This window comes from Streptomyces pyxinicus (genome assembly GCF_024753135.1).
In the GTDB taxonomy this organism is placed as follows: domain Bacteria; phylum Actinomycetota; class Actinomycetes; order Streptomycetales; family Streptomycetaceae; genus Streptomyces; species Streptomyces pyxinicus.
In genome coordinates this window covers 288,650-302,184 of record NZ_JANUGP010000003.1, presented here as the reverse complement: position 1 = coordinate 302,184, position 13,535 = coordinate 288,650, and the positions used below count along the sequence as shown (strand labels likewise).

Below are 13,535 nucleotides of genomic sequence, written 5' to 3'. Positions count from 1 at the left end.
GCTCGGGTGTGGGCGCGCGGTGCGGGCAGGCGGGTTCCGCCGGGCTGTCAGGCCTGTACCGGTCGCGGGTTTCTCCGGCGCAGCCACGCTCGCGGGCCCCTTGCGGGCCGGGACTGACGCGGTCCCGGATCGTCGCGCCTCTGCGGGGCGGGGAGTGCCGGCCTGTGCACCGGGGTGGCCGGCCGTGTGACCGTCGGTGCCATGGGCGGGATCGGCCGTGCCGCTGCCCGCAGCGCAGGCGCCTTGCGGGGGGCGGGACGCGGGGCGGGCACGAGGGTACGCGCCTCGTCCAGCACCTGGTCCAACTCGGCGCGCAGCCAGGCGATCTCGTCCGTGTCCTGTGCGGTCATGAGCCGCTCGGCAAGGTGCGCGGAGGCTGATCCCGGAGCCGCCTGGCCGGGCGGGGCCGGCCGCAGTCCGTTGATGTGAGCGCGTTCGTACGGATCTTTGACGACTTCGGCGACCTCGATCGCCGGCAGGAAGGCGGCGAGGGCCCCGGCTCGGGCCCAGGGCTCCTCGGCCTGCCGCAGCAGGAATCCGAGGTGCCGACCTCGCCAGTTGCGGGCTCGCAGGTCCACCCCCGCCTCCAGCTGTGCGCGCAGGGTTTCGGGTGTGCGCCCCTTGAGCAGACGCGTGTTCTCGGGGGCCGTCTTGAACTGGCGCAGTTCTTCCGCCAGGTAGAGCCAGACCACGGCTCGGTACCGGTTGGAATAGAACCGCACCGGCAGAAGCAGGCCCAGGCGCGCGAGGCGGGTGAACCGGCCGGCCGGGATCTCCATCAAGGCCGCGCCTTCCGCGGTCCCGACGGCTCGGACCCGTTCGAGCAGGGTCCCGGGAAAGCCGTCCTGGGCGCGGAGGCGGTCGATCTCCGGGTGCTCCACTCGCCGGGCCCCTCCCCCGCCCTCGTCGGGCACGGTACGGATACGGCCGAGTTGTACGGCGAGATCCAATTCAGCGCGTTTGAGGCCAAGTTCGCGAGCGGCGTGGCTCATGGTGCAGGTGGCGGGGCCGGACGGGCCGAAGGCTTGGGTCGACATGACGGTGCTCCCCCGGGAGTCGAGCGGCCGACGCCCATCGCGCAGGCCGTGCACACACCGTAACCAAAAAGCCGTTTCTCGTGACGGGCCTGTGGATAACTCCGAAGAGTCCGGGAAACCGCTGGTCAGAGGTCCGTGGTGGGAGCGCGCTCGGGTTGCCGGGCGTCTACACCGAGGTGTTCGCCGACACGGTTGACCAGCAGGGTCATCTCGTAGGCGATGTGCCCGATGTCGACCTCGGCACCGCTCAGCACGCACAGGCAGCTACCGGAGCCGGCCGCGGTCACGAACAGCACGGCATCGTCGTACTCGATCATGGTCTGGCGTACCCGGCCCGCGCCGAAGTGACGTCCCGAGCCCTTGGCCAGGCTGTGCAGCCCGGATGCCACGGCGGCGAGATGCTCGGCGTCCTCGCGCCGCAGGCCCGTGCTCGCCTCGGTGACCAGTCCGTCGTTCGACAGGACCAGGGCGTGCCGCACATGGTCCACCCGCTCGGTCAGATCGTCCAGGAGCCACCCGAGTCCCTGGTTCTGCGCCATGTCCCTCTCCCCGTGTGACGTCTCCCCCTGACAGGAGGAACTCCCCCCGCCAGCCTTCCCCACGACCGGCGCGCGGGCAAGGAGGATGGGGGCATGGCAGAGAAGATGACCGACGAGGAGTGGCGGGCGTTCGTCTCGGAGGGCACCCGCACCGGCAAGCTGTCCACCGTTCGCGCCGATGGCAGCCCGCATGTGGCGCCGATCTGGTTCCTGATGGACGGGGACGAACTGGTGTTCAACACGGGCGCGGACACCGTGAAGGGGCGCAATCTGGCCCGTGACAGCCGCGTCGCGTTGTGCGTGGACGACGACCGGCCCCCGTTCCACTTCGTGGTGCTGACCGGCCGTGCCCGCCTGTCAGACGACCTGGACGACGTACGGCAATGGGCCACCCGGATCGCCGCCCGGTACATGGGCGACGACCGGGCCGAGGAGTACGGCGCCCGCAACGGTGTTCCGGGAGAGCTGCTGGTCCGCATGACCGTCGACAAGGTCGCCGCCGTGAAGAACCTGGCGGCCTGAGCCCCATTCAGCCCACCGAGTCCAGGAGCCGGGCGGTGTGCATCCGCCCGGCGTACTCGACGAGCCGGACCAGGACCTCCTTGCCGGAGTCCCGGTCCCGCGCGTCGCACAGGACGACGGGAGTGCCCTGGTCCAGGTCGAGGGCCCGCGAGACGTCGTGGGCGCCGTAGGCGCGGGTTCCCGCGAAGCAGTTGACGGCCACCACGAACGGGATGCGCCGGTACTCGAAGAAGTCGACGGCGGGGAAGCAGTCCTCCAGGCGCCTGGTGTCCGCGAGTACCACAGCACCGAGTGCCCCCTCGGCCAATTCGTTCCACAGGAACCAGAAGCGGTCCTGCCCCGGTGTCCCGAACAGGTAGAGGGAGAGGCCCGAGTGGATGGTGATGCGTCCGAAGTCCATGGCCACGGTCGTGGTCACCTTCCGGGCCACCCCGTCGGTGTCGTCCACCAGCCGGCCGGCCTCGCTGAGCCGTTCCTCGGTGCGCAGCGGCCGGATCTCGCTGACGGCGCTCACCAGCGTCGTCTTGCCGACTCCGAATCCGCCCGCGACCAGTATCTTCAGCGTCAGGGCGTCGGTGTCGCGGACGGCGTCGGCGTGCTCGGAGGTCATGATCACTTCTCTCGGAAGGGCCGGCTGGGACGGACGTCCGCGTACTCCGGAGGCGAAGTCAGCATCATGACAATCCGGCCACCCTTTCGGGTGATTGGACCGGAACGCACCACATGTGACCGAGTTCCGTCCGGTCGGGGGCGTAACCCGCACGGTCCCGGACGCCGCAGGGCGGCTTGCGATCGGTCGCCTACAGCGCCCGCAGTCCCGCGATGACCTCACGCACGACGCGGTCGTCGGTCAGCCGTACCGGGAGCGCGGGAGGACTCAGTGTGACGCAGCCGAGTCGCAGGAGATCGCCGAGGAGCACCCTGACGACGCCGACGGGCAGGCCCGATTCCGTCGCGAGTTCCGCGACCGACTGGTTCCTTGTCCGGCACAGCCTGAGCAGGCCGCGGTGCTCGGGGCCGAGAGCGATGTCACCCGGCCGGGACCCGGCGGGATCGAGGGTCACGAGCGCGAGCAGGTCGATGCGCGCGCCGGCAGTCACCGGCCGGAGACGGCCGTCCGTCGCGGCGTACGGGCGGACCAGGGGGCCGGCCTCACCGTCGTACCACTCGCTGCCCGTGCCCCCTGGCCCGCCACGCCTGTTCTCGGTCATCGGTCCGGGACGCTAGCCGGAGCAGGCGCGCGCCAGGAGCACACATTTCTGAACGTGCTGGGATCCGACGTAGAAAGACAACCCAGGGACTGTTTCATGTCCGGGCTTGAGCACCCGCACGTTCCGCGCGACAGTGCGGGATCATTTCGGACATGAGCCTCGACCACACACACGTCCAGGAGTTCTTCGGCGCCCGCGCCGCCGACTGGGACAGCAGGTTCCCCGACGACGCTCCCGCTTTCGCCGCCGCCGTCGCCGACCTCGGGCTGCGGACCGGTGACCGGGTACTGGACGCGGGCTGCGGCACGGGGCGCGCCCTTCCGTCACTGCGTGCGGCCGTGGGCGCCTCGGGGGTGGTGCTCGGCGCCGACCTGACGCCGGCAATGCTGAAGGCGGCCGTGCGGGCGGGCCGGGGCCGGGAGGGACGCCTGATACTGGCTGACGTGTCCGCGCTGCCGCTGCGGTCGGGGGCCCTGGACGCCGTGTTCGCCGCCGGCCTGATCGCCCACCTGCCGCACCCGGCGGAGAATCTGCGGGAACTGGCGCGCACGGTACGGGCGGGCGGCACACTCGCACTCTTCCATCCCATCGGCCGAGCCGCCCTCGCGGCGCGCCAGGGCCGGCAGATCACCCCGGACGATCTGCGAGCCGAGGCGAATCTGGGCCCCCTCCTGACTCGTTCCGGATGGCATATGACGTCCTACACCGACGAGGCCAACCGCTTCCTGGCTCTCGCGGTGCGCGCGGACTGAGGCCGACGTGCGTCAGCCGGCTCCGACGACGGCTGCCACACAGGCGTCGAGGATGGGGGAGCCCACAGCGGGCCGACGGCTTCCAGCACGCGCGCATATCCTCCGCGTCGAGGACGACGGCGACCGCGTCCGCGCCCGAACTGGCCTGGCGACGACCCGCCGGCATCACTCGACCGGGTCGGCCGCTGAGGCGTCCCGCCGTCGGACGGGGCAGCCGCCCAGTCCCGGAACCGGGTGAGTACCCAGGTCAGTCACCCGATAGCCGTTCGGGTAGCCCTTGATCTCCCGGTTCTGGCGGGCGAAGTGCGGGGTGCTCCGGGGTGGCAGCAGGCGTACGAGCCGGCCTCGGGTGCGGACCGCGCGGCGGACGAGCGCCGTGGTGTTCGCGCCGGGTGGGCGGTAGCGGAAGGCACGCAGCAGGGGCTCGTCGAGCAGGGCGAGGGTCGCGGTGCGCAGCAGCGGTGCCAGGGGGCGCGGATACCAGGACGCCATCAGGGTGAGGGTCGCGTCGGAGACCTGCCGGGCCTTCTCGTCCCAGCCGAAGTGGGCCTCCTCGTAGGAATCCAGGAGTGCCTCGAACTCCTCGTAGGTCTCGGGGATGTCCGGGATGCCCAGGTGCCGGCCGAGGGTGCGGTAGTACTCGGCGGAGGCGACGACCTCATGCCGGGACAGGCGCCGCCAGCCGTAGGCGTCGATCCAGCGCCTGGGTACCACGACGAACGTGCTGAGGACATAGCGCATGTCGTCGTCGCCGATGTCGTAGCTGCGGTGCATCTGGTTGATGCGACGGATCGCGGTACGCCCTTCGTCCGAGGCGAAACCGTGTTCCACGACGGTGTCGAGGAGCAGGGAGGTGTCGTCGTACCGCTTCTGCGTGCGCTCGGTGAGTTCCGCCGTCCGTGCGAGGAGACGTCCGATGCTCGGCACCGCGTAGGTGCGGTACAGGGCCAGTTCCAGGGCGCGCGTGTAGTCCCAGGGAAATTCGAACGCCGTACTGAGACGGTAGATCTCGTGCGCGTCCGCCACCGGGTCAAGCCGGCGGATGTGCCCGAGCCGCTCGAAACGCTTCACCGCGTCGCCCCCTTCTGCCGTCGGAACGTCAACCCTACGGTGAGGGACAGCAGATGAGCGATCGGTGACGACCCGGTCCAGGGAAAGGTGGCACGCGTGTTCGGGATGATCCGTAAGTACGCCGCCAGGTTTCGCAGCCCCGCACGCGTGCGGCCGGATCCCGCCGGACAGCGGCGTGCACACAACCTGTTCGAAGCGGCGGCCGTCTATGTCGCGGCCCGCACGGCGGACGACCAGCCTCGGATCGACGAGGCGGCGGGCCGGGTGTCGCCGGAGGCACTGTCCTTCGGTGTGAGCGAGCCGGCGTGCCGGGGGGTCGCCGTCCTGGCGCGGGAGCGCGACGAGTCGCCCGACGCCGTGGCCCGCGCCCTCCTCGGGCTGCCCGCCGCCTGACGGACGGCATCTGCCCGCCATGGTCGTTTCGCCCCTCTCCAGGTGGAAAACTGCAGCTCCGCACGGTGTCCGGAGTCGTGACAAGGGCCGTCCCCGGGCATTAAGGTGCGCGCCGTTGGACCAACCACTCGGGAGGCTGGGATGGCCGAAACGGACCGTGAGGCCGTCGCCGCCGCGGACGATGCGTTGTACGTGCTGACGGCGGTGCTGCTCACGCCGGCGCAGTTTCCGAGCGTGCTGGGCGACGACTATCCGGAGGCGTGCGCGGCGCTGGGGCTAGCGCCCCGTGCCGATGGTTACGGTCTGGTGCTCGGCCAGGACGGCGAGGGCGCCCGTTGGACGGTCGTCGTCGACGATGTCTCCCTGGTGGCCGTGGCCATCGCGTCATGGGACTGCGGCATGGAGTACGACCTGTCGCCGGACGAGCGCTCGGTCGTGTCCGCGCTGCCGGGCTGGCCGCTGGCGGTCGCCGTGGCGGCGCCCGGCGTCCCCGCCCCGCACGATCCCCCGCCCGAGGTCACCGACCGGCCTCCGCTCACCCCTGCGGACACCGCCTCCTGGGGCTCCGCCCAACGGAGGTTGGGTGCCGACGAGATAGCGCTGCGCTGGTCCGCGTGGCGCGATCAGCTGAACGGCGACGACTTCGCCGCGCCGGGCGAGCAGGCTCCGTCCACGCCACCGGCCGAGACAGCGCCTGAGTCCGCGCCGCCGGCCGGAGACACACCTCCGAAGGGCGGCCACCCTGGTGTCCGGCGAGTCCTCGCGGAGGCGCGCGCGTACATCACCTCGCCGCCGCCGCTCGGCCGGATCCGCTCGTCGTTCGCGCCCGGCGATGCGCGGACGCTGCGCGCCGACGGACCGGGCTGGTCGATCGTCGCCCGCACCGACGACATCGCGTTCGTGCTGCTCGACGAGGAGCCGCGCGAGGTCCGTCCGATCGGCCGGGGCCCCGAGCTGCCGGGTCTGCTGGAAGCGCTGGACAAGCTGGCCGTACGCCCCGTGTGAGGTGGGTACGCCTGCGACCGGGGTGCGGGCGTTTCGGCAGGGGCGAGGTGGGCCGAGGGTGCCGGCTGTCCGGTCAGCGGCCCAGTTCCTTGCGGCTGATCCTGCGCAGCCTGCGGCGCTGCGAGGGGTCCAGCGCCAGGTAGGCCGCCACCGGGACGCCCACCACGATCAGGAACGCCACCCACCAGGGCAGCCATATCAGCAGGATGAGTCCGACCGCCACACCGCCGACGGCGACCTTCGCGTTGTTGGACATGCGTGTCCCTCCTTCACGGCTGTTGCCGCTTCCTGCTGTGAGAACGCCTCCCCCGCTTCCACGGTTCCGCACCGCGCCCCTGAGACATCCCCGAGCCCGTCCCTTAGTGGGCGCCCCGGGGCAGAGCTGCACAGGGGACTCGGTGTCGCGCGTCCCTACGCCCGGCCCTCCTCCCGCCCGCCCCGGTGTCGCGCTGGGCGCCGCCGTCAGCCGCGTGCCCCGAGCAGATGGTCCATGGCCAGCTGGTCGAGCCGTTCGAAGGCCATCCCGCGCGCGGCGGCCGTTTCCACGTCGAAGTCCTCGTAGGAGGCGCGATCGGCGAGAAGGGAGCGAAGGCCGTCGGCGGTGGTCGGCTGGGCCAGTTCGTCCAGCCGGGAGGCGCGCAGTGCCTCCCGCACCTCGGGGTCGGCGCGGAACGCGGCGGCGCGCTCCTTGAGGATCAGGTAGTTGCGCATGCAGCCGGCCGCCGATGCCCACACGCCGTCGAAGTCCTCGGTGCGCGGCGGCTTGAAGTCGAAGTGGCGAGGTCCCTCGTAGCCGGCACTTTCCAGGAGGTCCACGAGCCAGAAAGCGGCCCGCAGGTCGCCGGCCCCGAAGCGCAGGTCCTGGTCGTACTTGATGCCGGACTGGCCGTTGAGGTCGATGTGGAAGAGCTTGCCGGCCCACAGGGCCTGCGCGATGCCGTGCGGGAAGTTCAGGCCGGCCATCTGCTCGTGGCCCACCTCGGGGTTGACGCCGTACAGCTCCGGACGCTCCAGGCGCTCGATGAACGCCAGCGCGTGGCCGACGGTCGGCAGCAGGATGTCGCCGCGCGGCTCGTTCGGCTTCGGCTCGATGGCGAAGCGCAGCTCGTATCCCTGCTCGGTGACGTACTCGCCGAGCAGGTCGAAGGCCTCCTTCATGCGGTCCAGAGCCGCGCGGACATCCTTGGCGGCACCGGACTCGGCGCCCTCACGGCCACCCCAGGCCACGTACGTCCCGGCGCCCAGCTCGGCCGCCAGGTCGATGTTGCGGATCGTCTTGCGCAGTGCGTAGCGGCGCACGTCGCGGTCGTTGGCGGTGAAGGCGCCGTCCTTGAAGACCGGGTGGGTGAAGAGGTTGGTGGTGGCCATGGGGACGGTCATGCCGGTCGCGTCCAGGGCCTGGCGGAACCGCTTGACGTGCGATTCGCGCTCGGTGTCCGAGGACCCGAAGGGGATCAGGTCGTCGTCGTGGAAGGTCACTCCATGGGCGCCCAGCTCGGCCAGGCGCCGCACCGACTCGACCGGGTCCAGGGCGGGGCGGGTGGCGTCGCCGAACGGGTCCCGTCCCTGCCAGCCGACGGTCCACAGGCCGAACGTGAACCGGTCCTCGGGGGTGGGCTGGTAGCTCATAGTGCGGCTCCTCGCTGCGTACGCCTATTCGTCATGGCCGTTGACAAATTAATATGCGGGCGCACGTCTGGGAAGAGACAAGATGTCCTCGTTCCCGAAGAGACGCGGAAAGGGAGAGCCCGATGTCAGCAGCCGAGGGTCCGCTCGTCGTCGGCGTGGACACGTCCACCCAGTCCACGAAAGCGCTGGTCGTCGACGCGGCCACCGGTCAGGTGGTGGCGCGCGGCCAGGCGCCGCACAGCGTGTCCGCGGGCGCGGGCCGCGAGAGTGATCCCCGTCAGTGGTGGGACGCCCTGCGCGCGGCCCTGGCGCAGTGCGGTGACGCGGCCCGCGAGGCGGCGGCGGTGTCGATCGGAGGCCAGCAGCACGGCCTGGTCACGCTGGACGAGCGCGGCGAACCGGTGCGTCCGGCGCTGCTGTGGAACGACGTGCGCTCGGCGCCCCAGGCCCGCCGGCTGGTGGCGGAACGGGGCGGCCCGAAGGCCTGGGCGGAACGCACCGGCAGCGTGCCGGGAGCGTCGTTCACGGTGGCCAAGTGGGCCTGGCTGGCCGAGCACGAACCGGACGCCGCGCGCGCGACCCGGGCGGTACGGCTCCCCCACGACTACCTCACCGAGCGCCTCACCGGCCAGGGCACGACCGACCGGGGCGACGCCTCGGGAACCGGCTGGTGGGGTTCGGCGACGGAGGCGTACGACGAGGAGACGCTGGCGCACGTCGGTCTCGACCCCGCGCGGCTGCCCCGCGTGGTGCGTCCGGGCGAGGTGGCCGGAACCGTCCGCGACAGCCACGACCTGCCGTTCTCCAAGGGCACCCTGGTGGCGCCGGGCACCGGGGACAACGCGGCGGCGGCCCTGGGGCTCGGTCTGCGGCCCGGCACCCCGGTGCTCAGCCTCGGCACCTCCGGCACCGTGTACGCCGTCTCCGAACACCGGCCGGCCGATCCGACCGGCACGGTGGCGGGGTTCGCCGACGCCCGCGGGGACTGGCTGCCGCTGGCCTGCACACTGAACTGCACGCTCGCCGTGGATCGCGTGGCCACGCTGCTGGGCCGCGACCGGGAGGCCGTCGAGCCGGGCGGCTCGGTGACGCTGCTGCCCTACCTGGACGGCGAGCGCACCCCTAACCTGCCGAACGCCTCGGGCCTGCTGCACGGGTTGCGGCACGACACGACCCCGGGTCAGCTGCTCCAAGCCGCGTACGACGGCGCGGTGCACGCGCTGCTCGGTGCCCTCGACCTGGTCCTGGACGAGGACGCCGACCGGAGCACGCCGCTGGTGCTGATCGGCGGCGGCGCCCGGGGCACGGCCTGGCAGCAGACCGTGCGGCGCCTGTCCGGGCGGCCCGTGCGGGTACCCGAGGCCGGCGAACTGGTGGCCCTGGGCGCGGCGGCCCAGGCGGCCGGCCTGCTGACCGGCGAGGACCCGGCGGCCGTGGCCCGCCGCTGGAAGACGGCCGCGGGCCCGGTGCTGGAGGCCGTGCAGCGGGACGGGGCGACGCTGGACCGGATCACCGGGGTACTCTCCGACGCGGCCCCGCTGCTCGAACAGGGGATCGAGACCCAGCCGCGCGCGCAGAGCTGAGCGCCGACCACGAGGATCGACGGAGGCATGACCGCACCGCCGCACGAGACCCGCCCGAGGAACACCGGGCGCGCCCTGCCGGACACCCAGCAGGGCATGCGCCGGCGCAACCTCGCCCGGGTGCTGCACTCCGTCAGCGCCGAGGGGCCGCTGTCACGGGCCGGGGTCGCCGCACGGATCGGTCTGACGCGGGCGGCGGTGTCGACGCTGGTGGACGAGCTGATCCGGGCGGGCCTGTTGGAGGAGCTGGGCCCGGAGCGGCCGGCCCGGGTGGGGCGTCCCGGCTCGGCCCTGACGGTGAGCGACCGCGGTCCGGCCGGCATCGGGGCGGAGATCGGGGTCGATCACCTCGCCGTGTGCGCGGTCGACCTGCGCGGGGCGGTCCGGGCACGGGCCGTACGGCACGGCGGCAACCGGGGCCGGGCACCGGGGCCGGTGCTGGAGGATCTGACAGCGTTGATCCACCGGGTCGTCGCGGAGGCCGAGCGGGCCGAACTGTGGCCCGCGGGACTCGCCGTGGCCGTGCCCGGCCTGGTGGCCGGCGACGGGCGGACCGTCGTCCGCGCCCCGAACCTCGACTGGCTCGACACCGATCTGGGCGGCCTGCTGCCCGCCGACTGGCCGCTGACCGTGGACAACGAGGCCAACTTCGGTGCCCTCGCCGAACTCTGGCTCGTCGACGGCACACCGCGCGACTTCCTGCACGTGTCGGCCGAGATCGGCATCGGCGCCGCGATCGTCGTGGACGGCGATCTGCTGCGCGGCGCCCGCGGTTTCGCGGGCGAGCTGGGCCATGTGCCCGTACGGCCGGACGGGCCGGCCTGCGCCTGTGGAGGCCGCGGCTGCCTGGAGCGGTACGCGGGCGAGGAAGCGGTGTCGCGTGCGGCGGGTGTGGAGCCCCGCGGCGACACCGTGCGGTTGCTGCAGGAGCGGGCCGAAGGGGGCGACGAAGGGGTACGGGCCGCTCTTCGGGACGCCGGTACGGCACTCGGCATCGCCCTGACCGGGGCGGTGAACCTGCTCGATCCCGAGACGGTGGTGCTGGGCGGTGCCCTGGCCGGGCTCTCACCTTGGCTGCTGCCATCGCTGGAGGCGGAGCTGACCGGTCGCACGACAGGCCCCGCCTGCCCGGTGACGGTGTCCGGGCTGGGCTCGGAAGGGCCACTGCTGGGGGCCGCGCATTCGGTCGTGCGGGCCGTACTGGACGACCCGGCGTCTGTGGCGGGACGTTCCTGACGTTCGGGGAGCGGCCCTCGCGGCGGTCCTGTCCCTTCCCGCACGGGACGACCGGCGGGGCCTGATGCCTGGGCCCCGGCGTCACCTCAGCACGGTGACACCGAGTCATGCCTGTTCTCCCACAACCTGCTTCGCCCGAACGGGTGGCCGAGTTGTCCACAAGAGGCGAGTTGCCCACCGAACCGTGGCGTGGCCTTCTGCCCAACCGGCCCGAGCCGTACCGTGATTCGCGTGAGGCACTCCCGCCAGGCCCGGCGCGGCCGGCGAGCGCTAGCCGTACGAAGGCGATCCACACGCAACGAGACACACCGGGCCGACACGGATCGGGGGGGCACATGCACGCCGATCCCGACCTACGGCCGTCCGCGCCCCCACCCCCTCCAGCACTCCCCCACACCCCCGGACAGCTCCGCCGGTCTCGATGGTCCCGTCCCCCACTCCTCGAAAGGGGCCCCACGATGGACACGCACCGCTCGAAGCCGCTGCTCAGCAGGCGCCGGCTCCTGCAAGGCGCGGCACTGGCCGCGGTCCCCTGCGCGCTGCTTTCCGACCCGCTCGCCACCGCCCAGACCTCCGCAGTCGACTACCCGTCAGCCGAGTGGCAGCCGGCGAGCAGCTCCAACTACACCTCCTCGGACCGCCCACTCGGTTACGGCGTCGACCGGGTGATCATCCATGTCACACAGGAGACGTACGCCGACACACTGGCCATCTTCAAGGACCCGGCGAAGAAGGTGTCGGCGCACTATCTGGTCCGCTCGGCCGACGGGCACATCGCGCAGTGCGTCCACGAGGCCGACGTGGCCTGGCACGCGGGCAACTGGGACTACAACACCCGCAGCGTCGGCATCGAGCACGAGGGATGGGTGGACCAGCCGGCCTACTTCACCAACGCGCTGTACGAGCAGTCGGCGAAGCTCACGGCGGCGGTCTGCGCCAGATACGGCATCCCGAGAGACCGGGAGCACATCATCGGCCACTACCAGGTGCCGGGCACCGATCACACCGACCCGGGAGCGTACTGGGACTGGGTCCGTTACATCCGGCTCGTCAACTTCGCCTAGCAGGTGGCCACCGGCACCGGAGGCGGCGCGCGCAGGACCGGAGAAGGGAGCGGACTTCCCATGCCGCGCAGGAACCGGTGCACGACCGGTTGTCCGTGCGAACACGGCGCGTGACGATGGCTCCGAGCCGCATCACCGCCTTCGATCCGCCAGGGAGGCAGAGTTGACCGATCAGTGGGTGGCCCTGGAACCGGGGGCCGATCCCGCCGAGCGCGCCCGGATGCTGCGCCGGGCGCACGAGACGTTCACCTCGGTGGGCACGGTGCCGCGGCCGGTGCGGCCGGTGGTGGCGGACTCCTGGTGGCGCAGCGCCCGGGCCGGCGTCGGCCCGGACGGCACGGCCAGCGTGGAGCTGACCGACGGCGACCTCGGCACCTATCGCGCACAGCATCCGCTGGCCCGGGTGATGCCGCTGTTCCGTGAGCTGCTGGGCACGTTCGCGGCCGACGGCGAGCATCTGCTGGCGGTGTGCGACGCGCACGGCCGGCTGCTGTGGGTGGAGGGGCATCCGGCTACGCTGCGCCGGGCGGACGGCATGAACTTCGTGCCCGGCGCGCGCTGGTCGGAGACCGCGGTGGGCACCAACGCGCCCGGTACGGCGGTCGCCGTGGACCGTCCGGTGCAGGTGTTCGCGGCGGAGCACTTCATACGGCGGGTGCAGCCGTGGACGTGCGCGGCGGCGCCGGTGCACGATCCGCGTACCGGGCGGGTGCTGGGGGCCGTGGACATCACGGGCGGGGACGAGCTGGCACACCCGCACAGCCTCGGCTTCGTGCAGGCGGTGGCGCGGGCGGCGGAGGCACAGCTCGCCCTGCTCGCTCCACCGTCCCGGGCCCCGGACACACCCCTGCTGCGGGCGCTGGGCCGGGACGAGGCGGAGCTGCTCCTCGACGGGCGCCGGCTGCGGCTGAGCCGGCGGCACAGCGAGATCCTGGTCCTGCTGTCGCGCCATCCGGAGGGCCTGACCGGTGACGCGCTCCTGTGCGCGCTGTACGCGGACGAGTCGGTGACCCCGGTGACGCTGCGTGCGGAACTCGCCCGGCTACGGCGGCTGTTGGGACCAGGACTGCTCGCCTCGCGGCCGTACCAGCTCACGGTGGTGGTCGAATCTGATGCCACCACGGTGGAGCGGCGGCTGGAGGCGGGTGCGGTCACGGCGGCGGCGCAGGGCTACTCCGGGCCGCTGCTGCCGGGGTCACAGGCACCGGCGATCGTACGGATGCGGGACCGGCTGGCCGATGGGCTTCGTTCGGCGCTGATCGCGCACCGCGATCCGGATCTGCTGGCGGACTGGGCGCGGGCGGGGTGGGGCGAGGACGACCTCGCGGTGTGGCGGGCGCTGGCGGCGGTGCGTCCGACGGCTCCGGTCCGGGCCCGGCTCGCCGCGCTGGAGGCCGAACTGGCCGCTCCGGCCGGCCGCGCGACGGGGCGGGCCCGCGGCGCAACGTACTTGCAACGTCCGCCGGTCTAACCTCGCGCCGAGAGCTGCCCAA

15 protein-coding genes are annotated in these 13,535 nt (G+C 72.5%); 8 read left to right on the top strand and 7 right to left on the bottom strand.

Features of this window, described 5'->3' with window-relative positions; genetic code table 11:
* Window positions 1-47 precede the first annotated feature (47 nt).
* Together NX794_RS06565 and NX794_RS06560 are read right to left on the bottom strand one after the other, a co-directional pair.
* The gene (locus NX794_RS06565) at window positions 48-1,037 is read right to left on the bottom strand and encodes a DUF6397 family protein (RefSeq protein ID WP_258777248.1); all 990 of its coding nucleotides are present in this window, start codon (window positions 1,035-1,037) and stop codon (window positions 48-50) included.
* Between the two features lie 125 nt (window positions 1,038-1,162).
* On the bottom strand, window positions 1,163-1,576 hold the full coding sequence (locus tag NX794_RS06560) for a roadblock/LC7 domain-containing protein (protein WP_258777247.1): 414 nt from the start codon (window positions 1,574-1,576) through the stop codon (window positions 1,163-1,165).
* A 93-nt stretch (window positions 1,577-1,669) separates the two neighbouring features.
* On the opposite strand from NX794_RS06560, the gene NX794_RS06555 reads away from it, so the two are divergent.
* The gene (locus NX794_RS06555; protein WP_258777246.1) at window positions 1,670-2,098 is read left to right on the top strand and encodes a PPOX class F420-dependent oxidoreductase; all 429 of its coding nucleotides are present in this window, start codon (window positions 1,670-1,672) and stop codon (window positions 2,096-2,098) included.
* Between the two features lie 7 nt (window positions 2,099-2,105).
* Here the strand turns inward: NX794_RS06555 and NX794_RS06550 are convergent, their stop codons facing one another.
* A complete protein-coding gene (locus tag NX794_RS06550; RefSeq protein ID WP_258777245.1) occupies window positions 2,106-2,708 on the bottom strand; it encodes a GTP-binding protein in 603 nt (200 codons plus the stop codon).
* A gap of 190 nt (window positions 2,709-2,898) precedes the next feature.
* Window positions 2,899-3,309 (bottom strand): DUF742 domain-containing protein, encoded by a 411-nt coding sequence (locus NX794_RS06545; RefSeq protein WP_258777244.1) that lies wholly within the window; start codon window positions 3,307-3,309, stop codon window positions 2,899-2,901.
* Between the two features lie 152 nt (window positions 3,310-3,461).
* Between NX794_RS06545 and NX794_RS06540 the strand changes: the two genes are divergently transcribed.
* Entirely contained in the window at window positions 3,462-4,061 is a 600-nt protein-coding gene (locus NX794_RS06540; protein WP_258777243.1) for a class I SAM-dependent methyltransferase, read from the top strand.
* Between the two features lie 165 nt (window positions 4,062-4,226).
* Here NX794_RS06540 and NX794_RS06535 read toward each other — a convergent pair whose 3' ends face one another.
* Complete coding sequence (locus NX794_RS06535) at window positions 4,227-5,132, bottom strand: oxygenase MpaB family protein (protein WP_258777242.1); 906 nt, start codon at window positions 5,130-5,132, stop codon at window positions 4,227-4,229.
* Between the two features lie 105 nt (window positions 5,133-5,237).
* On the opposite strand from NX794_RS06535, the gene NX794_RS06530 reads away from it, so the two are divergent.
* Entirely contained in the window at window positions 5,238-5,525 is a 288-nt protein-coding gene (locus tag NX794_RS06530) for a hypothetical protein (protein ID WP_428985860.1), read from the top strand.
* A 141-nt stretch (window positions 5,526-5,666) separates the two neighbouring features.
* Window positions 5,667-6,530, top strand: a complete 864-nt coding sequence (locus tag NX794_RS06525) for a hypothetical protein (protein ID WP_258777240.1) — start codon at window positions 5,667-5,669, stop codon at window positions 6,528-6,530.
* 73 nt (window positions 6,531-6,603) lie between these two features.
* Here the strand turns inward: NX794_RS06525 and NX794_RS06520 are convergent, their stop codons facing one another.
* Both NX794_RS06520 and xylA read right to left on the bottom strand, forming a co-directional pair.
* Window positions 6,604-6,786, bottom strand: coding sequence for a hypothetical protein (locus NX794_RS06520; RefSeq protein WP_258777239.1), 183 nt, complete (start codon window positions 6,784-6,786; stop codon window positions 6,604-6,606).
* Between the two features lie 206 nt (window positions 6,787-6,992).
* Complete coding sequence (gene xylA / locus NX794_RS06515; RefSeq protein WP_258777238.1) at window positions 6,993-8,159, bottom strand: xylose isomerase; 1,167 nt, start codon at window positions 8,157-8,159, stop codon at window positions 6,993-6,995.
* Window positions 8,160-8,281: 122 nt separating this feature from the next.
* Here xylA and xylB point away from each other — a divergent pair, with 122 nt between their 5' ends.
* The 4 genes from xylB to NX794_RS06495 all read left to right on the top strand — a co-directional run bounded on the left by xylB (window position 8,282) and on the right by NX794_RS06495 (window position 13,513).
* Window positions 8,282-9,742 (top strand): xylulokinase, encoded by a 1,461-nt coding sequence (xylB, locus tag NX794_RS06510; protein ID WP_258777237.1) that lies wholly within the window; start codon window positions 8,282-8,284, stop codon window positions 9,740-9,742.
* 27 nt (window positions 9,743-9,769) lie between these two features.
* A complete protein-coding gene (locus NX794_RS06505; RefSeq protein WP_258777236.1) occupies window positions 9,770-10,978 on the top strand; it encodes an ROK family transcriptional regulator in 1,209 nt (402 codons plus the stop codon).
* A 458-nt stretch (window positions 10,979-11,436) separates the two neighbouring features.
* A complete protein-coding gene (locus NX794_RS06500) occupies window positions 11,437-12,042 on the top strand; it encodes an N-acetylmuramoyl-L-alanine amidase (protein WP_258777235.1) in 606 nt (201 codons plus the stop codon).
* Window positions 12,043-12,205: 163 nt separating this feature from the next.
* A complete protein-coding gene (locus NX794_RS06495) occupies window positions 12,206-13,513 on the top strand; it encodes a GAF domain-containing protein (protein ID WP_258777234.1) in 1,308 nt (435 codons plus the stop codon).
* Window positions 13,514-13,535 lie beyond the last annotated feature (22 nt).